At 58.6% G+C, this 20,397-nt stretch carries 13 protein-coding genes; 2 read left to right on the top strand and 11 right to left on the bottom strand.

The window, feature by feature from the left end:
- Window positions 1–30 precede the first annotated feature (30 nt).
- The 6 genes from M5R41_15925 to M5R41_15900 form a co-directional block, all read right to left on the bottom strand.
- A complete protein-coding gene (locus tag M5R41_15925) occupies window positions 31–2,022 on the bottom strand; it encodes a VWA domain-containing protein (protein MCZ7557887.1) in 1,992 nt (663 codons plus the stop codon).
- Complete coding sequence (locus M5R41_15920) at window positions 2,006–2,713, bottom strand: nucleotidyltransferase family protein (GenBank protein MCZ7557886.1); 708 nt, start codon at window positions 2,711–2,713, stop codon at window positions 2,006–2,008. Before M5R41_15920 ends, M5R41_15925 begins: the two co-directional genes overlap by 17 nt.
- Window positions 2,710–3,108: an ATP-binding protein gene (locus M5R41_15915; GenBank protein MCZ7557885.1), complete on the bottom strand. Its 399-nt coding sequence runs from the start codon at window positions 3,106–3,108 to the stop codon at window positions 2,710–2,712. Before M5R41_15915 ends, M5R41_15920 begins: the two co-directional genes overlap by 4 nt.
- Window positions 3,109–3,665: 557 nt before the next feature.
- Window positions 3,666–4,691, bottom strand: a complete 1,026-nt coding sequence (locus M5R41_15910) for a phosphotransferase (protein ID MCZ7557884.1) — start codon at window positions 4,689–4,691, stop codon at window positions 3,666–3,668.
- Entirely contained in the window at window positions 4,691–6,487 is a 1,797-nt protein-coding gene (locus M5R41_15905) for a DUF885 domain-containing protein (GenBank protein ID MCZ7557883.1), read from the bottom strand. The genes M5R41_15910 and M5R41_15905 overlap by 1 nt, the downstream gene beginning before the upstream one ends.
- Window positions 6,488–6,569: 82 nt before the next feature.
- Window positions 6,570–9,362, bottom strand: coding sequence for a SpoIIE family protein phosphatase (locus M5R41_15900; protein MCZ7557882.1), 2,793 nt, complete (start codon window positions 9,360–9,362; stop codon window positions 6,570–6,572).
- Window positions 9,363–9,624: 262 nt separating this feature from the next.
- On the opposite strand from M5R41_15900, the gene M5R41_15895 reads away from it, so the two are divergent.
- On the top strand, window positions 9,625–12,087 hold the full coding sequence (locus M5R41_15895) for a PP2C family protein-serine/threonine phosphatase (GenBank protein ID MCZ7557881.1): 2,463 nt from the start codon (window positions 9,625–9,627) through the stop codon (window positions 12,085–12,087).
- Between the two features lie 574 nt (window positions 12,088–12,661).
- The gene (locus M5R41_15890) at window positions 12,662–14,266 is read left to right on the top strand and encodes a sodium:solute symporter (protein ID MCZ7557880.1); all 1,605 of its coding nucleotides are present in this window, start codon (window positions 12,662–12,664) and stop codon (window positions 14,264–14,266) included.
- 774 nt (window positions 14,267–15,040) lie between these two features.
- On the opposite strand, the gene argH is transcribed toward M5R41_15890, so the two are convergent.
- Genes argH through M5R41_15865 form a run of 5 tightly spaced genes read right to left on the bottom strand, consistent with a single transcriptional unit; the run spans window position 15,041 to window position 20,394 of the window.
- A complete protein-coding gene (gene argH / locus M5R41_15885; protein ID MCZ7557879.1) occupies window positions 15,041–16,390 on the bottom strand; it encodes an argininosuccinate lyase in 1,350 nt (449 codons plus the stop codon).
- Window positions 16,387–17,505, bottom strand: a complete 1,119-nt coding sequence (locus M5R41_15880; protein ID MCZ7557878.1) for a M20/M25/M40 family metallo-hydrolase — start codon at window positions 17,503–17,505, stop codon at window positions 16,387–16,389. The genes argH and M5R41_15880 overlap by 4 nt, the downstream gene beginning before the upstream one ends.
- Window positions 17,502–18,299, bottom strand: coding sequence for an acetylglutamate kinase (argB, locus tag M5R41_15875; GenBank protein ID MCZ7557877.1), 798 nt, complete (start codon window positions 18,297–18,299; stop codon window positions 17,502–17,504). Before argB ends, M5R41_15880 begins: the two co-directional genes overlap by 4 nt.
- Window positions 18,299–19,246: an N-acetylornithine carbamoyltransferase gene (locus M5R41_15870; protein MCZ7557876.1), complete on the bottom strand. Its 948-nt coding sequence runs from the start codon at window positions 19,244–19,246 to the stop codon at window positions 18,299–18,301. Before M5R41_15870 ends, argB begins: the two co-directional genes overlap by 1 nt.
- Window positions 19,243–20,394, bottom strand: a complete 1,152-nt coding sequence (locus M5R41_15865; GenBank protein ID MCZ7557875.1) for an aminotransferase class III-fold pyridoxal phosphate-dependent enzyme — start codon at window positions 20,392–20,394, stop codon at window positions 19,243–19,245. Before M5R41_15865 ends, M5R41_15870 begins: the two co-directional genes overlap by 4 nt.
- Window positions 20,395–20,397 lie beyond the last annotated feature (3 nt).

Below are 20,397 nucleotides of genomic sequence, written 5' to 3'. Positions count from 1 at the left end.
AACGTGCTACGATCGAACGGCAGGTACAGATCACCGAATGATGCGAAGCGGCTGTACCGTAATGCCGTATACACTCTGGCAAAGAATGCTGTAGCTGCCCGATGGCAGAGATGACACCCCCAGGCGCACGGTTGACAGACCTTTTCTCATCTCCATGGTTCTTTCATTCACTGGTTTACCGCCCGCATCCAGCAACTGCAGTCGGATAGATGTATCCCCGAGGACATCGACATCAAGGAGTACCTCGTAATTCGCCGGATTCGGTCGGGGCGGAGATATGGAGAGTCCGCTGAGCATGACGATACCGGGATGACAGGAATCACTCAGAACGATCAGGCCTGCTTCGGACCGGAATTGTGGCGGTGTGCCGAACGCATTGACAACGGAAAGATCGATTGCTACAGGAATATGAAGCGGCGAAGTATACAACGTCGTGATGCCTGCCCGGCCGGCCGGAACAGTCCCATCGGTCGTGAGGCGGTCAAGCCGCATGACAAGTGTACCCGCATCGATGAGGGCCCACGATCCCTGCCAACCTGGCTCGTCCGTCCATGGGGCAGCGGCATTGAATCGGGCATACGCGGTATCGATGCTGACACGGAACACAACATCCTGCACACCTTCAGGCAACCCGGAGTCATATATACGGATAGGCATATCCGCTGTAGCACCGCGCTCGGTGCGCATCGTGTCGAGCGCAATCAACACGGCGCGATTCACCGTCCCGGGCGTGGCGAAGATGCACGACGATGCTTGCGTCTGAAATGTCGGTTGCAGATCGCGCGAGATTGCCGAGGATGCGGTCAGCGTCACGCGAAGGACGGAATAGTCCCCAGCAGTGAGACCGGAGGCCGGAGGCGTGGCATCGAGGTACAGAGTGTCGCCCGACGTTCGTGTCGTTGCCTGCCATTGCACTGGAAGTGCGGAGACAATTCGCATACCCTGCAACGGTAGCGCCAGCGTAAACGACGGCGGCTGCACCCCATTGTTCAGCGACACACCAAGCACAACGACTGCGGTGTCGTTTGCGGTGAGCATCATGCGGGGAGGCGAACTCCACAGCGCGAGCGTGTCGAGTTCTCCGGGCAATAGTGGCGAAACGTAGCTCACCGAGGTCGACAGCGTATCGCCCTGCTCCGTGATATAGCGGCAGAACATGCGGCGTACCGCTCCGTTCGCGCAGAATCGCGATTGCGTTTCGATGTCGCACCAGTGCTCGGGAATGATCGATGCACGCAGCGCGCGGGCAAGGGAATCGAATACTCCGGCATCCGTCACACGGTGGTATATTCCACCGGTCGCTGCGGCGATGGATCGCAACTCCGCAAGCCCGGCGGCGACCTGACGAATGCCGATACTATGTACGCGCACGCCGAGTCCAACAGCGCGGTTGATGACGTCCGCCGCGTCGCGGTTCGAATAGATCGTGTTGTTGACTCCATCCGTCACAAACAGCACGGCTTTGTTCGTTTCCGAAGCCGCTCCTGCTTCCTCAACCGCTCTGTACATGGTCTCGAACAGCATGGTGCCGTTGAAAGGCCACTGCGCTTCGCTCTTTCCGAGAATCAACGATGCAACGCGGCCGCTGTCGTGAGTGAGGGGCAGGTCGTGACCTATAGAGGATGCAAACGTCCATAATGATACTCTGTCGGCGGCATCCGTGCACCGAACGAGCGCAAGCGCCCGCAGCGCGGCATCGCGGGCCTGGGGGAAATAGCTGTCGAGACTCAGTTCCAGACCCAGTGCGAGGGCGAGCGGCGTGGGCGCGGGAGCATCACAGCGCATCGAATACGTCAGCGGAAGATTCTCTTCGAAGAAAACCAGACGTCCCGGATCCGGAAGAATGGTATCGGTGCCGGCCGTCAGGAGGCGAAGTCTGAATTGCAGGGTCGGCCACTGCGATGCGTCGACCCGGTCTACTATTATCGCATCCTGTGCGAACAAGCTCTGCGCCGCAACGAACAACCAAAGCACCATGGCGACGTCCAGCCGCGATGTTCTTATGCTATCGGATATGCTCATGTTGCTCATGTTCGCGAATCCGTTCCTCTGTTCCAAGATCCGTCCAATACGCGTTATGTTCCATCCCCCGTATCATCCGCCCGGACGAGAGTGCGATGCGGTGGCAATCGAACAGATCTGAAAAACCATCCGGAAAAGCGAGATCGAAAAACTCCCGCGATATCACCTGCACACCGCAGTAATTGAAGCGCTGTGCATCGTCCGGAAACTCCATGCCTTCTTCGCGCCACACTTCCTTGCCGAGAAAGCGCATACTTTCATCGAACAGCACGGCACGCTTCGTTTCCCTGCGGTGCACAAGCAGCGTCGCAAGCGGCGCGTGCCGACGGTGCTCCTCCACCAGCGCGGAAAGAATCGCGCCGGTGACGATGTCGGCGTTATGTAAAAGAAAAAAGGGAGCATCTCCGAGCAACGGACGCGCATGCACAATCCCTCCTCCGGTACCGAGAATATCGCTCTCGACGCTCACGCGTATCCGGACTCCGTAATCCGTTTCCCTGAAGTGCGCGACGATCATACCGGCATGATGATGCGCGTTGACGATGATATCGGTACAACCGGCTCGTTTGAGCGCTTCGACCGCTGACGCTATCATGGGTTTCCCGGCGACCGGGAGCAGCGGCTTGGGAATATCGCTCGTCAGCGCACCGAGTCGCGTCCCGAACCCCGCGGCAAGTATCATGCCCTTCATGGCCAATGCTCCCGTTCGTTATGCGTCACGACGACATCATACCCCGCATCGCGCAGGGCCTGTGCCGTCCGTTCGGCGCAGTACACCGAGCGATGCTGACCTCCCGTGCAGCCGAAGCTTACGGACAGCTGCGTAAAATCCCTGCGCCGATGCGCCTCCGCCGTACTCAGACAGAGCGCAAGGCAGTGCGCAAGAAAATCCTCTACCGCCTCCTCAGCCGCAAGAAACAGTTCCACCTCCGCGTCCAATCCCGTCAGCGCCTGAAAGCGCTCTTCGCGTCCGGGATTCGGCAAACCGCGGCAGTCGAACACATACCCGCCGCCATGGCCGGACTCGTCTGCGGGGATACCGGATTTTCTGTATCCGAATGATGCGATGTGAATCAACAGACTCATGGAATTCGTAAAGGGTAAAGAGTAAAGGGTAGAGGGGTTCTGTTACGCATATATTTCTGTAACTTCAGAACGTCTGCTCATGATGGGATGTGAATCTATAAACTCATAGGATTCGTGAAGGGTAAAGAGTAAAGGGTAAAGGGGTTCTGTTACGCATATATTTCTGTAACTTCAGAACGTCTGCCCATGATGGGATGTGAATCTATAAACTCATAGGATTCGTGAAGGGTAAAGAGTAAAGGGTAAAGGGGTTCTGTTACGCATATATTTCTGTAACTTCAAAACGTCTGCTCAGGATGGAATGCGAATCGATAAACTCCTTGGATTCGTGAAGGGTAAAGAGTAAAGGGTAAAGGGGTTCTGTTACGCATATATTTCTGTAACTTCAGAACGTCTGCTCATGATGGGATGTGAATCTATAAACTCATAGGATTCGTGAAGGGTAAAGAGTAAAGAGTAAAGGGGTTCGTTTTCGTATATTCTGCAGTTACAGCGCTAGCTCCTTGGTTGACGCTCTTCACTCTTTACTCTTTACTCTTCACTCTTTACTTCGCTTATCACTCTGAATCACCACCATCACCGCACCGCAGCAACAAACCCCTCAGATACGGGACTTCGTCGAGAATTACCGCTGAGGAAACGACCTCGCGCATTGTGCTCAAACGTGACGGAATGAACTCGAGGTACGTTGGTTTGCCTTTGTTCAGACCGAGGTTGGCGAAAGCGCCGAGTGCCTGCATGAGCCGCAACACGGCGAAACCGGCGAAACGGCGCCGGAAAACGACTTCATCGACATCATACCGCGACCTCAGGCCGGCAATGTACTGATCGATGAGCGTCTCGCGCTGCGCGGTTGTAAGCCCGCCCTTTGAGTCGTACAGCATGGACGCGAGGTCATACTGCGGAGCGCCCTTTCGGCCGGATTGGAAATCTATGAACCAGGGTGTGCCATCGCGCAGCATGACATTGCGGGATTGAAAATCTCGGTAGAGGAAACCGTTGCGCGGCTCCCGGCACAGCATTTCGACCAGCAGGTTGCAATCGGCCATGAAACGCCGCTCGTCCCACGGAACTTCTGCGAGACGTGCAAGGAAGTTGTCGCGGAAATAACGGATGTCGAAAAGCATCGCTTCGGTCGAGAACTCGCGGGTCTGATAACACAGTGAATAATCCACTGCGGAGGCGGCGTCGTGCTGAAAACGCAGCAGCTCTTGCAATACGATGCCGTACAGGGCCATGGCCTCGCCATCCACACCCTCGGCTGTCGTATGTGTCCGTTGCCAGTCGCTGAAAAGCGCGTCTCCGAGATCCTCCTGCAGATACGCCTGCTCGTGTTCCGATACGCGATACACTTCCGGCACATGCAATCCTGCGGCGCGGAAGGAGCGCGCGAAGCCGATGAAGGCGCGGTTCTCCGCCACATTGGGTCCGACGACGCCGATCAGACTTTGCGAAGAATACACAAGCCGGTAAATCCTGCGGTCGGAAGCGTCACCCTTGAGCGCGATCACCGCGTTCGGAGCGGTGCCGGTGAACTCCGTTCCGAGGGCTGCTAGCGCGTCGGTATCGTGCGAAGGTTCCATCAACCTGGTCGGCGTTCCAAATTTTCCCGTTCCGCTGCCGACGGTGCCGATGCGGCATCGGAGGGCAGCTTGAGCAACACGGGCAGATATTTGGGCGAAATGGTGCCGAAGGAAAGCAGGGTATCGTGAAACGCCCGCAGGTCGAAGCGCTCACCCGCCTGCTGTTGATAGCGTGCGCGTATGTCGTTGATTCTCCGGTTGCCGTAATAGTAGGAACTGAGCTGCACCGAGGTGAGACAGGCCCTGCGCCATTTACCCGCCGCCTCGCTCTCCTCCTGAAATCCCTGCTCCATCATCAGCGCCATGCCATCGCGTTCGCTCATGCCCATCGTGTGGACACTCTGGTCGAGAATGGTGTTGATCAACAGACGGAGACGCATCTTGAGTTGCTGCATCTTCATCGCCGCTCCGCCGAAACCGGCGTCAGCCATGAGCTGCTCGCTGTAGGTCGCCCACCCTTCGGCAAACACACCGCTGGGTGTGATCGCACGCAGGAGTGTCGGGGCCTCTGCCTTATGCGATGCGGCTATCTGCAAATAGTGCCCCGGCATCGCTTCGTGCACAACAAGATTCCGCAGCATGTGGTCATTATATTCGCGGTAGAACGACTCCTTGCGTGCATCGGTCCAATATGCCGGAGTGGGAGCGATGGCGAAAAACGTTTTTCCGTTTTTCTCCAGTGCTCCGGGACTGTCGCAGTAAGCCACCGCGACACCACGCTGAAATTCCGGCATCACGATGATCTCCAATGGCTCGGCGGGCACGGTCACCAAGCCCTGTGCCTTTACGAAATCCGTGGCCGCCACGAGGTCACGCCGCGCCTGCTCAACGATGCGATCGTCGTTGGAATGCTGATCGCTGAGCTTGGCGAGTACCGCGCGTATGAGTGCGTCGCGCTCGAGTTTCGCGGCGTCACGACTGTCGAACAGCTCCGCATACAATGGAAGTGCGACCTGATACATGTCCTCTGTGGTACGGGCGAGATCGAGCCAGGCCTCCTGCAACAGATCTTCCGGTTTCATGTCCGTATCGAGTTTATACTGAAACTTCCTGGCGTACAGCGCCGCGCCAAGTCGGAAGTCACGTCGTGAGCGCGGGAGCAAGTCCTCCGACAACCAGGCACCATAGTCCCTGAGTGCCAATAATGCGGAATCGCGAGCTGTGGAGAGCTCGGCGCGCAGCGGACTGTCCACGCTGTCGATACAAGCCTGCACGATGCCGGTCAGCAGTGCAAGGACGCCTTCGTTTTGAATGATCGCGGTCTCGGTGTGAATTGCAGGAGGATTCGTCAAATTCGCGCGGGCCGCGTCGAGCAGAGCGTGTACACCGCGCAGTCTCGCGGCCAAGGCCTTCATTCTTGCGCTGAACGTCGTTCCATTGCGCGCGATCAGGCCGTAGATAGCCTCCCCGGGATTGTATGACAAGGGGTTCCATTCCCACTCGCGCAATTCTTCGAGTGTAAAAAGACTTCCTGTGACACTTTGCAGCATAATGTCGTAATCAATCATGTGTGCTGCCGAAAGATCCTCGACGCGTATTTCCCGCAAAGTGTCGAGATATGCACGATACAGCGCGATGTCGTTCTGTATCCCATTGTGGGAGTAATCATTCAGTCGGTCGTCGAAACGGCGGTCCCCCAGCGCTGTCGCCTGTTCGGGATGGGAAACGAGCCAGGCTTCGATGAAGTGCGCGGCAACCTCCTCGAAGTGACGGTCGGCGGCACTACGATGGTCTGTAGTGCACGTTGTGAGCAGCAGGGGGAGTACGATCGCAGTGGAAAAAATGAGACGTGTCATGGAGCATCCGGTATTGTCAATGCTCCAACATCGGGAAAAGTCCTGGAAGGGAAAAATGTGTCCGCCGGCCCCGCATGCCGGATTATTCAGATACCTTTTTCTGCTTAATCCGAATGACCACCATGGTGATGTCATCGTTTTGCTCGGCGGCACCGCGATGCAAGGCCACCTCCCCTAAGATGCGCCGCTGTATGTCTTCGGCGTCTTCATGACGCACACTGCGGAAAAGGCTGAAAAGACGGTCTTCGCCGAATAGATTCATGCCCCCGTCCATGGCCTCGGTCAGTCCGTCCGAATACAGCAGTACCAGCCCACCGGGTTTCATTGGCCAGGTGACCTCCTGCAGGGAGGTGTCGAACACGGCACCCGGCTCGAGACCGAGCCCCATGCCTTCCATGTGCATATAGTGCAAATCGCCGTTCAGACCGACCAGCGGTTGCGTGTGTCCGGCGCGGCACATGGTCACGGTCCCCTCCCGGAAGTCGAATAAGGCGAGTACCGCGGTAAAGAACGTGTTCCGCTCCATACCTTCATACAAATGGCGGTTGGTGCTGATGAGCATGTCGCGCGGTGTGGCGCACACCGACGCGGCAAAACGGAGAATACCCTGCACCTTGGACATGTACAGCGCGGCGGATATGCCTTTCCCGGATACATCGCCCACGACCACGAGCAGGCGGTCGTCCGGCAGGTGTATGTAGTCATAATAATCACCACCGACCGTCATCGCGGGAATCGACACGCCGGCGATGTCGAGTTGGGATAGTTCGGGACTGCTGCGCGGGAGCAGACTTTTCTGTATGCGCTGTGCGATCTGCAATTGTTCGGTGATCTTCTGTTTCTCCAGTTCCGATGAGTGCAGACGGGCGTTTTCGATGGCTATCGCGGCCTGTCCCGCGACGGTGGAAAGCAGATCAATGTCTTCCTGCGAGTAGACCTTGCCGCTCATCTTGGAACCAACCATGATGGCGCCGATGAGACGATCCTGCAAAAACATCGGCACGACCAACACGATACCGGCCTCACGAATGCGCTGTCTGTCCTCAGGATCCACGATGCGCGGATCCTCGTTGACCAGCGCGACGGAGAGAGGGATACGCATGTCCTTCAGCGCCTGCAACAGCCCGCCATCCACATGTCCGAATTCACAGCAGCGGTCCGGAATATTTTTACTCAGCACATGACAGCCATGCGTATCATCGCACAGCCCCACGGCCACGCGCTCGACATGCATGGTGGATGAAATACGCGACACCATGGAAGAAAGAATTTCCTCCATCTTGATTTGCCGCGGGAGTTCACGGCTGAACTCGAGCAACGCTTTCTGGTAATTGTAGCGTTCCTGATAGAATATACGGTCCACCCACTCCTGCAATCTTCGTTTGAGCGGATCGAAGACCAGCGCGATGACGATGAAGGCGACGAGTATGAGCAGAGTGTTGTCCGTTTCACCCAGCATTACCCCGAGCACACTCCCAAGACCGAACACGAACATGAGGTAAATCGCCGCGATGGTGGCGGTAATCAGCGCATATATGATGCTGCGCTTGACGATAACGGTCACGTCCATGAGGCGATTCTTGAAAATCGCATAGGCAAAGGCAGGAGGAATGCCGATGAACAATAGTGCCGGGAGCAGAAGATAGGGCTGAAGGTAAATCGCAAGAGGATAGGTCGTGCTCACCACTGTCATGTAGATGAAGACCGCGACACCGATGAGGGTGGAGTACAAAATGGGACGCAGTTGCTTGCGTTGCAGTCGGTCCCCGACATGAAAGTAGCTGTGCGCAAAGACCAGGAGCCCGACGAAGAGCAGCGACATGGGCAAAAGATCGGCGAGACGGATCATCCAGAGCGCCGCCCTCCATTCGAGAATATGGAAGGACCAATTAAAGAGCACGAAAGCGGCGAGAGCGCAGAGTCCGTAAAGACCGGTAATGATCCACCAGCGATCCACACGCCGTTTGTGATACGGGAAGTGGAAGAAAAACATCACGAAGGCCGGAGGTGCGATAATACGCGAAAGGAGCGCCAGCGATAGCATGCTGTACACTTTGAAATACGAATCCAGTACCGGACCCACTGCGACGCTCTGCATTCCGAACAGGAATAAGGCGAGGATACCATAGCGCCCGAAACGTCGTTGGATACGACCCTCCGGTTTGGCCATCACGACCACGTACCCGACGACGAAGAAACCCAGGCCAAGGAGAAACAGGCCGAAGTACATGTAATTAAAGGCCTTGAGCACACGAACGTTCAGTGTGCGCAGCTCTCCATCTCTCTCAATGGTAAAGCGGGCGATGCTACCCGCATGATGTCTGTTGAGAAGATTCTGAGCGCCGAGTTGATAGCGGGTACTGACGCTGTCGATACGCAGCAGCAGATCGCCTTCCTGTGCGCCGGCCTGCTCCGTCACCCCTCCGGGAACGATGTTCGTTATGACGAGGGTTTCGACAGGCCTGTCGTACAACTTGAACGGAAGTTCTTTCCACCCGGGATCGCGCACGAGCGGGATGGTCCGCTGCCGCCGGTCCCTGTCAATCAGTACCCGAACCGTATCTCCGCCGGCCGCACGCAGTATGTTCTTTATCGCATCGCTCGCACTGTCGGCACTGATGCCATTGACAGCGAGAACCAGGTCTCCCCGTTCGAAACCGAGCATTGACGCATGCGGCTTGCGCACATCCCAATCCAGATGCACGGCCGCTGTATCGGAAAACACCATTCTCCACTCACATTGATCATTGCTCGGCACGCGCCACACAAGGATGTGCAGGAGATTGTACACGGCGATAGCCAGGACGAGAATGGCAAAAACGGAGTAGAGAATTCGTATCGCACGCGGTGAAAGAGAATCCATCAGTCGGGACATGGCGGCGCCTGAAAGTGAGAAGTACAGAAGAGAGAACTCACGGGACGCGTTGCATCGCTCGGGTTGTTTTCAGTCGCATAATATCGCGATTTTACACGAAGGAATCACACAGTATTCGCGGAATTCGTTCTCAGGCCGCCCTGTCGTGATTCTGTTCGTGAAAGCAACCTTATGCCGAACAATCCGTATACGGACGCCCCATGCAACTGTTGCATCTCGCAGCCGTGGACTGATCCTGTTTTTCCAGCATTTCGGAGACTGCATGTTACAGAGCGAACGCGCTATCACCTGGCTCTGGCTCGCCGGCGGAGTCGCGGGATTGATTCTTCTGCTGTACTTCTATCCCACCGCCCACCCCTGGTCCATGATGCGTCTCACTGTGAACAGCGACAGTATCCGCTTCCGCTCGCAAGCTGTGCTTGCGGATCTGCATCTCGATTCCGTGCGCTTCACCATTCTTCCGAGGCTACGTCAGAGCTCTTCTGAGGAGATGGGCGCGCGCAAGGGGCCGCCCACCGACGCGGTCCCGGCTGCACTCTCCTCTTCGGCATATCACTGGCGCGTCCGCATATTCCGCGCCGACCCCGACGGAGCTACCTCCCTGCGCATTTCGAATTCCGAAGAACGCATCGTGGACCGCATTCTCAAGGGCGACATTCAGATGCGATTCCACACTGACGGATCACTGCTCTACTTGCTCGTTCCCGTACCCGATTCGGTTTCGCTTCCGTCTCTCTCGCCGCACGAGGCGCTCGGTACAGTGGAGCGTCTGATACGGACGCACGCAGACTCGATGTACCGCGGTCCGCTCGGGCTGAATGCCGCTGCACGCACACAGCGCGGTTTCGCACCCGGCGACAGTGTTCGCTGGACGCGGAACGAATCACCTGCGCGAAGAAACTATTCGGCTTCCTGGGCCGCATTTGATGCCCGGACAGGTGACAGCATCGACGTACGCGTGGATCTTGCCGGTGGTACCGTGACCCGCTTCTCCCTTGAACCCAGAGCAACGTCATCAGCGGCCGGGAGTGAGGGCGGATACATGGGAGAGATACTGCAGGTGCTCTTTTACGTTGGCCTCTCGATACTGCTGATTGTGACCGGTATCCGGAGACTGCGGGCGTATGAGATCGGTTTTCGAACGGCCCTTCTTATCAGCGGTGTCACGGCGCTGCTGTTCGGCACGTGGTTTTACCTCCAGCTCCGCGCGGAGGCGGTTTGGGAGCCGGAACTCCTGTTCCCACTCCTGCTCGCTCCGTTGCTCGTCGGCGGCGCAATGTTCGTCGTCTGGGCTGTGGGAGAGTCGGTGGGGCGGGAAACGTGGAAAGAGAAATTCATCACTGTGGATCTGCTTACGCGCGGGCACGTCCTTCATTCGCGTATCGGGCATGCACTGTTACGCGGTCTGTCGGGCGGATTACTCATGACGGGTATTGGCGTGACCGCGCTCGGGTTGTTCGCTCCTGACGGCGGCATTGGTATCGTGCACAAATCGGATAATGCCTTCGACATGTTCAGTTCCGGTATGCCGGCGCTTTTTGTGCTCGGCGATTCATTGAACAGCGGTGTGTTTGCTTTCGCTTTCGCGGTGATGTTCGTTGTGTCCCTGGTCCGTCAACGACTACGCACCCCTTGGTTGCTGCTCCCGATGGGCGCATTGGTGCTTGCTCTGCCGAATCCGCTCGCTCTGCAACCTCTCTGGAGCGGAATAGCGCTTACTCTGCTTCCTGCGCTCGTTGTGATACTGCTGTTTGTATCCGCGGATGTCATGGCCGGCATCAGCGGACTGAGTGCGGGTCTGATTGTCCATAAAGGTGGTTTGCTGCTTCTGCCCTGGAACACCGCGTATCAATCCGAGGGAATGCTGTTGCTGGCTGTGGGTCTGGCGATGCTGCTGTTCGCCGTGCTGGCCCTCGTCACACGCGATACGGTGAGCGATTTCGAAAAGATCGCGCCCCGCTTCCAGCGGCATATTTCGGAGCGGCAGCGTTTGTCGCGCGAGCTGGAGATTGCGCGGGATGTGCAGATGGGCTTTTTGCCGAAGCACGATCCGCATTTCCCCGGCCTGGATATCGCTTCGCGCTGTGCGCCGGCGATGGAGGTGGGCGGGGATTACTACGACTTCATCGACCTGGGACCGGATAAAATCGGCATCGCCATAGGAGACGTATCCGGCAAGGGCACGCAGGCCGCGTTTTACATGACGCTGACCAAAGGATTTCTCAAAGCGCTGGGACGTTTTTCCACCTCGCCCTCGCGCGTGCTCGTGGAAATGAACCGCCTGTTTTACGAGAACGTGGAGCGCGGCAATTTCATCAGCATGATTTACGCCGTGTTCGATCTGAAGACGCACAGCGTCACCATCGCGCGCGCGGGACACACGCCGGTGATGCGCATGGATTCCGATCACCATGTGGATGTGATACAGTCGCGCGGTATGGCGCTGGGTTTCGAGGGCGGTGAGAAATTCGAGCAGACGATCGAGGAAGTGACGCTGCCCATACATCCGGGAGACATATTCGTGCTGTACACAGACGGTTATCCCGAGGCGATGACCACGAAGCGCGAGGAGTTCGGCGAGGAGCGACTGGCCGTCACCCTGCAGCGTCACGCCGGCGACAGCGCCGCGCAAATCCTCGACGGCCTCTACCGCGAAACCCGCCGCTTCGCCGGCAAAGCCGAGCAGCACGACGACATGACGATGGTGGTGGTGAGGGTGAGCTGATTTACGATTGACGATTGACGATTTCGGATCGGGAATCGGGAATCGAGAAACAGGAATCACGGAAACGCGGTAGGGGCACGGCGAGCCGCCTGCATGATTGCGGATTGAGGATTGCGGATCGATACTCGGAAATCGCGGTAGGGGCACGGCGGGCCGTGCCCGCGTCGTCACATCCAAATGAAAATCATACGCGTCCCAAGCCCGAAGGGCGACACTTCCCAAAACCCTACACGTGAGTGTGGGGGGCACGCAGCCAGCAAAGAGCTCCCAAGCCCGAAGGGCGCCACTCCAGGTGAGATGTGAAAAGTGTCAGCCTTCGGTTGAGTAAACGGCTCGCGTAGCGCAAAAGGGCGTAGCGCTTAGCCCAGGCGGATTTCTCCAGGCGTGAAGTCTCACAGGCAGAGCGCATTTTTATATTCGGGGTTATCTGGTCTTTTATCTACTTTTCGACTGCAGACAGGCACCCCTGCACCCTTTACCCTTCACCCCCTCTTCACCCCCTCTCCGCCGACCACATTGTATGTTGCCGACGGATTTCGCAGATTTGCGCATTCCATCATGACGGAGAGAAGGCATGTCCGAAGCATTCTCCAGGCTCGATCTGATCATTGTCGTTGCGTACATTCTGCTGGTCATCGGCATTGGTGTGTACTTTACACGGAGGGGAAAGACGCGGGAGGGATATTTTCTCGCGGGACGCTCGGTGGGTTGGATAGCGATAGGTGCTTCGCTGTTTGCTACGAACATCTCCAGTGAACACCTGCTCGGACTTGCGGGCACGGGTTCGAAGTCGGGACTGGCCGTGGGACATTTCGAATGGCTGGCCTGTCTCATCGTGTTGCTGCTCGGATGGGTGTTCACGCCATTCTATCTGCGCTCGGGCGTGTTTACCATGCCCGAGTTTCTCGAGCGCCGCTACAACAGCGCCACCCGCTGGTATTTGAGCAGCATCTCCATCGTCGCTTATGTGCTGACAAAGATATCCATCTCGCTGTACGCCGGAGGCATACTGCTGCATGCGGTCGTGGGCTGGGACATGTACACATCGGCGGTGGTGATCGTGCTCGTCACCGGCTTGTATACCGTGCTTGGTGGCCTGAGCGCCGTCATCTACACGGACGTCGTGCAGATGGTGATTCTGATCGTCGGATCGCTCGCGCTCACCCTGCTGGGTCTCGAGAAGGCGGGCGGCTGGGATGCCGTGGTGGCCGCCACACCGCCGGATTTCTGGCACATGTTCAGGCCGATGAGCGATCCGGATTTTCCGTGGACAGGGATAGTGTTCGGCGCTCCGATTTTGGGCATCTGGTACTGGTGCACGGACCAGTACATTGTGCAACGGGTGCTGAGTGCGCGTAACCTCGATCATGCACAGGCCGGCACGGTGTTTGCGGGTTTTCTGAAAATCCTCCCGGTGTTCATTCTCGTACTTCCCGGCGTCGTCGGCTACGCGTTGTCCGACGGCACAGTGACGGGCGACCGCAGTTATGCATGGATGGTGACAACGCTGCTGCCGAATGGCATCAAAGGTCTGGTCGTGGCCGGTCTGCTCGCTGCGCTGATGTCCTCGCTGAGCGCCATGTTCAACTCCACGTCCACGCTCTTCACCATTGACATCTATCAGAAGCTGCGCCCGCACGCGGATGAGCGGCAGACGGTTCGCATGGGCCGGTACGTAACCGCGGCGATGGTGCTGCTGGGGCTGCTGTGGATTCCTTTCATCGGGTTGCTGAGCGACGAGCGCATGTACGTCTACCTCCAGAGCGTACAGGGCTACATATCACCGCCTATCGCTGCGGTGTTTCTGTTCGGGATTTTCTGGAGGAGGGTAAACGCGAAGGGCGCTCTTGCCTCGCTGCTCACCGGTCTGGTACTGGGCGCGCTGCGCTTCATTCTTGAAATCATGCACAAGCTCAACCCTTTCGAGAACCCGCTGCTGCTACAGGCCGCAACGGTGAACTTCCTGCACGTGGCGATACTTCTGTTTGTCGTCTGCTCGCTGGTGCTCATCGGTGTGAGTTTCGCCAGCGAATCTCCCGCCACCGGAAGTCTCGTGAATCTCACCTTCTCCGACACAGCGGACCGCCATCAGCCGCGCACCGCCATGCGCGCAGCGAACATCGCGGCATCGATTGTACTGCTGAGTACGCTGACCGTGCTGTGGCGGTGGCTGGGGTAATGCAACCCCGATATGTCCAATTTCCAGGAAGTACATTGTTTTTCTGGAATCTGGAATCTGGAATCTGGAATCGGGAATCGGGAATCGGGAATCGGGAATCGGGAATCGCGGAATCATGAAATCCCGGTAGGGGCACGGCGAGGCGCCTGCGTGATTGCGGATTTCGGATTGCGGATTGCGGATTGCGGCTCGATAATCGGAAATCGTGGTAGGGGCACGGCGAGTCGCCGGCGTGATTGCGGATTTCGGATTGTGGATTGCGGATTGGGGATTGCGGATTTCGGATCATTACATCCGGGCCTGTAGGGGCACAGCGGGCCGCCTGCGTGATTGCGGATTGCGAATTGCGGATTGTGGATCGATAATCGGAAATCTCGGTAGGCCTACGGCGGGCCGTGCCCGCGTTGCTGCGTATTGAAGAGAATTGATTGCGTCCCAAGCTCAGCCTGAGGCTGACGCAACCTCCTCTAACCCCGCCGCGGCGAGTCTTCGACCTACACTTCAGTGTAGGGGATATGCGCCCCCTTTTTGAAGAATAGCCCGGAGGGCGCAACTTCCCGTCGAGATGTGAATAATGAGATGTGAAAGGCTCACGTAGCGCAGAGGGCGTAGCGCCTTGCGAAAGCATCTCGAACCAACAACGCACAACGCCGGCGAGATGCACGCGCTCAGCTCTCTCTGCTCTCTGCTCTCCGCGTTCTGCTGTCAGAATTCAGAACTTTGCGAAAACATGCCTATGGTACGGTGTGGACCGTGTCCGGTCGCGGATGTGGGTCAGTCACTTCCTGGCGAAGAAGCCAACAATTTGCTCCGTGCGTCATCCCATACCCCGAACGGAAATTCCGCGATCTCCCGCCGCAGTCGGTCGCGGATGAGATCGCTGCCGGGATTGCCGATGCTGCCGATATGCGTGTGCTGAAGTCGCAGCGCTGCATCGTAGCTCCCGGAGGCGATGTCGTCGGCGACGGCCTTGTACGCGGCGCGAAAAGGCATGCCCTCCATCACCTTTCCATGCACGGCATCCACGCTGAATACGTCGCGGTAGCGGGCGTCGTCGATGATGTCCCTGCGGACGCGCAAGCCCTCCAATGCATGCGCCGCGATGCGCAAACACGCGAGCATGTCGCCGAATGCGGGAAAAAGCATGTCCTTGAGGATCTGAAGGTCGCGGTGATAGCCCGAGGGTAGATTGGCAGTCACGAGCGTAATATCGTTTGCCAGCGCCTGTACGCGGTTGCACTTCGCCCTGATCAATTCGAACACATCGGGATTTTTCTTGTGCGGCATGATGCTCGAACCGGTGGTGAACGCGGCATCGAGCGAGAGGAAGGCGAAATTTCCGGAGGTGAACTGACACACGTCCATGGCGAAGCGGGCCAGTGTGGCGGCGGTCATGCCGATGGCGTGCGCGGCTGCGCGCTCGGTCTTGCCGCGCGAGAGCTGCGCATGTACGGAGTTCACATGTAGTCCTTCGAAGCCGAGCAGTTCGGTGGTCATCCCGCGGTCGATGGGGAAGGACGAACCGTAGCCCGCAGCCGAGCCGAGGGGATTGCGGTCCGCGAGCCGATACGCGGCGCGCAAGGCTGCGAGATCGTCGGTAAGGCTCTCTGCCCAGGCTCCGAACCACAGCCCGAAGCTGGACGGCATGGCGATCTGCATATGCGTGTAGCCGGGGAGGAACACCTCGCGGTGCAGCTTGCTCAGATCCAGCAGACGCTCCGCAAGCGCTCCCGACGCTTCCACCACAGCGCGGATGCGGTCGCGCAGATACAGCTTCATATCCAGCAGCACCTGGTCGTTACGCGAGCGCGCGGTGTGCAAACGCTCCCCCGCTTCGCCGAAGCTGCGCGTCAGCGACAACTCGACCTGCGAATGCACATCCTCCACATCGTCCTCGATGATGAAGCTGCCCGCCTCGATTTCCGCCATGATCGCGAGCAACCCCTGCCGAAGCTGTGCGTGCTCATCCTCCGAGAGCAGTCCGCACGATGCGAGCATGCGCGCGTGGGCCAGCGAACCGAGCACATCGTAGGGCGCAAGTTCGAGATCGAGCACGCGGTCGTTGCCGACGGTGAAATCCTCGATCTCCTTTTCCAGCGGCAGTCCTTTTTCCCAGAGTTTCATGTCCGCATTTCCTTTGTCAATGCATGCAGCAGATCCAGATAGGTGCGCACGCCATGGCGCACCTCGTCGATGTACACGAATTCGTCGGCGGTGTGCGAACGCTCGGAGCGCCCCGGACCGATTTTTATGGACGGCATAAGCAGCCGCGCCTGATCGGACATCGTGGGAGAGGCGACACAGGGAATGCCCAGCGATGCGGTCGCGCGTCTGAGCACATGGGCCTCGTCGATGGCCGAGGGTCGCAGATTCATCGAGCGCGGCTGCGCATCCGACGCGATGTTCGCGCGAACGAGGTCGAGCACTTCCTCATGCGTGTATGCGTCGGTGACGCGTATGTCGACCACGAAGTCGCAGCGATCCGGCACCACATTGTGCTGCGTGCCCGACTGTATCTGCGTCACGGTCATTTTTACGGGACCGAGCATTGCGGATTCCTTAGGGAAGCGGAAGGAATGAAACCAGGCGATGTCGCGCGCTGCGATGTCGATGGCGTTGACGCCGGTGCTCCGAGCCGCATGCCCGGGCACCCCGCGCGCCGTGCAGTCCAGCACCAGCAGTCCCTTTTCGGCGATCGCGGCTTCGAGTCCCGTGGGCTCGCCTACGATGGCCATATCCACGCCTCCAAGCAATGGCAGCGCGGCGACTATGCCACCGGCGCCGGCGATTTCTTCTTCGGCGGCGGCAACGCAGAGCAGACGGAAGGGCAAGGATTCATTTTTCAGCGCAACGAAGGCGGCAGCCATGGCGCACATCGCAGCGCCCGCGTCGTTGCTGCCGAGTCCGTACAGCTTTCCGTCGCGTTCGATCGCCGTGTAGGGCTCCAGCGTCCAGCTCTGTGTGGGCCGTACCGTGTCGTGATGCGAGAGCAGCATCACGGTGGGTGCCGACGCGTCTGCGGAGGGATGCTCGACCCAGACATTGTTCCCGATCCTCTGCGGTGTGAATCCGCTGGAAGCAAAATAGTTTTCAAGAACTACCGCGCTGTCGTGCTCCTCGCGGCTGTGCGAGGGTGTGGAGATCAACAACCTCAGCAACGCGAGCGCTTCGCTCTCCTCGATTTCGACGGAACGTGTCGGAATAATTTCAAGCTGCCGGACGGATGTTGTGTTGCTCATTCGACGAGTTCCGTTCCGGGTTCGCTTTCATGTGTAACGAAGGACGCGAATGCATCGGCATGCAGCAAACGCACGCTATCCACTCCGGCGGCGAGCGCCGCGAAACCGTTCTCCAGTTTCGGCAGCATACCGCTGGTGATGACGCCCGACGCGCTCAATTCCCTGAACCGTGCCGCGTCGAGCACTGGCAGCACGCTGCTTTCGTCGCCCGGGACCAGACATACGCCCGGCTGGTCGAAGCATAAATGGAGCAGCACGCGATACTCCCGCGCGAACGCGGAGGCAATCGCGGCGGCTACGGTGTCCGCGTTGGTATTCAGCAGTTGGCCTTTTCCATCATGCGTAATGGGAGCAATCACCGGCAGAAGTCCGGAATCGAGGAGGGACTCGAGCAATGCGGCATCCACCGCGGTAATGTCGCCGACGTATCCGTATTTCACCTTCGATTTGGTCCGCTTGCTTGCTGTGATAAGATCTCCATCGGGGCCGGAGAGACCGATCGCAGTGACGCCATGCGCGGCGAAGGCCGCGACGATGCGCTTGTTGATCAGGCCGGCATACACCATCACCGCCACGTCCAGCATCGCGGCGTCGGTGATGCGGCGGCCCTCCACCATGACCGGCTCCAGACCGAGACGGCGTGCGAGCGTCGTCGCCTCGCCTCCCCCGCCGTGGACGAGTATCACCCCTTCCTGCATTTTTGCGATGGCAGCGAGTATGGACGCCAGCGTCGAAGGATTGTCGACGGCGTTTCCTCCGATTTTCACCACATGCAGTACGAAGCGTTCATCCATCACAGCACCTCCAGCATGCGTTTAAGCACGGTTTGCGCGGACCAGACGCGGTTGCCCGCCTGTGGAATGACGATGGATGCGTCGCTGTCGAGCACGGCATCCTCGACGATGACGTTGCGGCGTACCGGGAGACAGTGCATGAACTTTGCGCCGGCCGTCCGCGCCATGTCGCGCTGCGTCACCATCCAGGGGCGGTCCTGTGAGATTACGGCGCCATATTGCTTGTAATTGGACCAGTTTTTCGCATATACAAAATCCGCTCCATCGAAGGCCTTGTCCCTGTCGTACTCGATCAGTTCCGCCGGTACGAAGGCTTCGTCGAGTTCGTAGCCCTCGGGGTGCGTCACGACGAAGTCGACATCCGCGCGGCGCATCCACTCGGCGAAGCTGTTGGGAACGGCCTGCGGCAGCGCACGCGGATGCGGTGCCCAGGTGAGCAACACGCGCGGACGGGGCCGGGTTTTCCATTCCTCGATGGTGATGAGATCGGCGAAGGACTGCAGCGGGTGCCTGGTCGCGGCTTCGAGACTGATAACCGGGATTCCGCTGTACGCGGCCATGCTTGTGAGCACTTCTTCGCGCTGATCGGTCGCCTTATCCTTGAGTCCGGCGAAGGCGCGCACGCCGATGATGTCGCAGTACTCGCCCAGCACCGCGGCCGCTTCGCGGATATGCTCGGCGCTTCCGCCGTCCATGACGGTGCCGTCGGCGAATTCCAGTTGCCATGCGTCCTGGCCAGTGTTGAGCACGATGACGTTCATTCCCAGATTCTGCGCGGCGACCTGCGTGCTCAGACGCGTGCGCAGCGAGGAATTGAAGAACACCATGCCGAGCGTTTTGTTCTTCCCCAGATCCTGAAAGGAGAACGGTGAAGCTTTCAATGCACGGGCCTCGCTCACACCGGACGCGAAATCGGGCAGGTCGTTCGCGGATAAAAACTGTTTCATGCGGTTGCACTCTGAAAGGTTGATGAAAGCACGGAGCCGAACGCGCCGGCGAATTCCATGGCATGCTCTTCCGTGAGCACGAGCGGCGGCAGCAGACGGATGGTATCCGTACGCGTCGCCGAGCCGGTGAAGATGCTGTGGGTTTGCAGCAGCGCCTTTCGCAGCGGCGCTGCGGGTCGGTCGAGAGCGATGCCCAGCATCAAACCGCGACCACGCACTTCGCGCACACCGGGCAAGGAGCCGACGGCACTGCGAAGGATTTCGCCCATGGCGGCGGCCCTTTCGGCAAGATTTTCGTCGCGCAGAACTTCGAGCACGGCGATGGCGGCGGCGCATGCCAGATGGCTGCCGCCGAAGGTCGTTCCCAGCATATTGCGCTTCGCGGCGATATCGGGATGGATCAACACGCCCGCCACCGGAAATCCGTTGCCCATACCCTTCGCGATGGTGATCAGGTCCGGACGTATGCCCGAGCGCTGATGCGCGAAAAAATCGCCGGTGCGGCCGTAGCCCGACTGCACCTCGTCGAGAATGAGCATCGCGGCGAAGCAGTCGCACAGCGCGCGGGCATCGCGGAGAAATTCGTCCCCGGCCTCCACCACACCTTCCACACCCTGAATGCCCTCCACAATCACGGCTGCCGCGGGACGCTCGCGCAGCGCCTGTTCCAGTGCCTCTGCGCTGTTCATATGTATAAAACGGACATCCATATCGTGATTCAGCGGAGCGCGTATCCCCGGATTGTCGGTAATCTGCACGGCCGCGGAGGTTCTGCCGTGAAAGGCGCCGGTAAAAGCGATCACGCCGCTCCTCCCGCCATGGAAGGAGGCGATTTTCAGCGCGTTCTCGTTTGCCTCGGCTCCGGAATTGCAGAGGAACAGGCGATAATCGGCATAGCCGGATTGCTCACCCAGCAAGCGGGCGAGTCGCTCCTGCAAAGGATTTCGCACGGCGTTGGAATAAAACACGAGGCGGTCGAGCTGCTCGCGCAGCGCCTCCAGGTAATGCGGATGCCCGTGTCCGATGGATATCACCGCATGCCCGCCGTAGAAATCCAGGTAGGCACGGCCGAATTCATCCCACACATGCATACCGCTGCCGCGGACGGGAGCGATGTCGTATTGCTGGTAGACGTCGAATAATTCCATGGT

The organism is Bacteroidia bacterium, from assembly GCA_027493955.1.
Classification (GTDB): domain Bacteria; phylum Bacteroidota; class Ignavibacteria; order SZUA-365; family SZUA-365; genus JAOSJT01.
This window is presented reverse-complemented; position numbering and strand designations above follow the sequence as displayed.

Bases quoted from the DNA above. Each gene is read 5' to 3' on its own strand.
- M5R41_15865 (MCZ7557875.1), bottom strand. From the start codon at position 20,394: ATGGAATTATTCGACGTCTACCAGCAATACGACATCGCTCCCGTCCGC.
- M5R41_15905 (MCZ7557883.1), bottom strand. From the start codon at position 6,487: ATGACACGTCTCATTTTTTCCACTGCGATCGTACTCCCCCTGCTGCTC.
- M5R41_15895 (MCZ7557881.1), top strand. From the start codon at position 9,625: ATGTTACAGAGCGAACGCGCTATCACCTGGCTCTGGCTCGCCGGCGGA.
- M5R41_15925 (MCZ7557887.1), bottom strand. From the start codon at position 2,022: ATGAGCATATCCGATAGCATAAGAACATCGCGGCTGGACGTCGCCATG.
- argH (MCZ7557879.1), bottom strand. From the start codon at position 16,390: ATGAAACTCTGGGAAAAAGGACTGCCGCTGGAAAAGGAGATCGAGGAT.
- M5R41_15910 (MCZ7557884.1), bottom strand. From the start codon at position 4,691: ATGGAACCTTCGCACGATACCGACGCGCTAGCAGCCCTCGGAACGGAG.
- argB (MCZ7557877.1), bottom strand. From the start codon at position 18,299: ATGGATGAACGCTTCGTACTGCATGTGGTGAAAATCGGAGGAAACGCC.
- M5R41_15920 (MCZ7557886.1), bottom strand. From the start codon at position 2,713: ATGAAGGGCATGATACTTGCCGCGGGGTTCGGGACGCGACTCGGTGCG.
- M5R41_15880 (MCZ7557878.1), bottom strand. From the start codon at position 17,505: ATGAGCAACACAACATCCGTCCGGCAGCTTGAAATTATTCCGACACGT.
- M5R41_15890 (MCZ7557880.1), top strand. From the start codon at position 12,662: ATGTCCGAAGCATTCTCCAGGCTCGATCTGATCATTGTCGTTGCGTAC.
- M5R41_15915 (MCZ7557885.1), bottom strand. From the start codon at position 3,108: ATGAGTCTGTTGATTCACATCGCATCATTCGGATACAGAAAATCCGGT.
- M5R41_15870 (MCZ7557876.1), bottom strand. From the start codon at position 19,246: ATGAAACAGTTTTTATCCGCGAACGACCTGCCCGATTTCGCGTCCGGT.
- M5R41_15900 (MCZ7557882.1), bottom strand. From the start codon at position 9,362: ATGTCCCGACTGATGGATTCTCTTTCACCGCGTGCGATACGAATTCTC.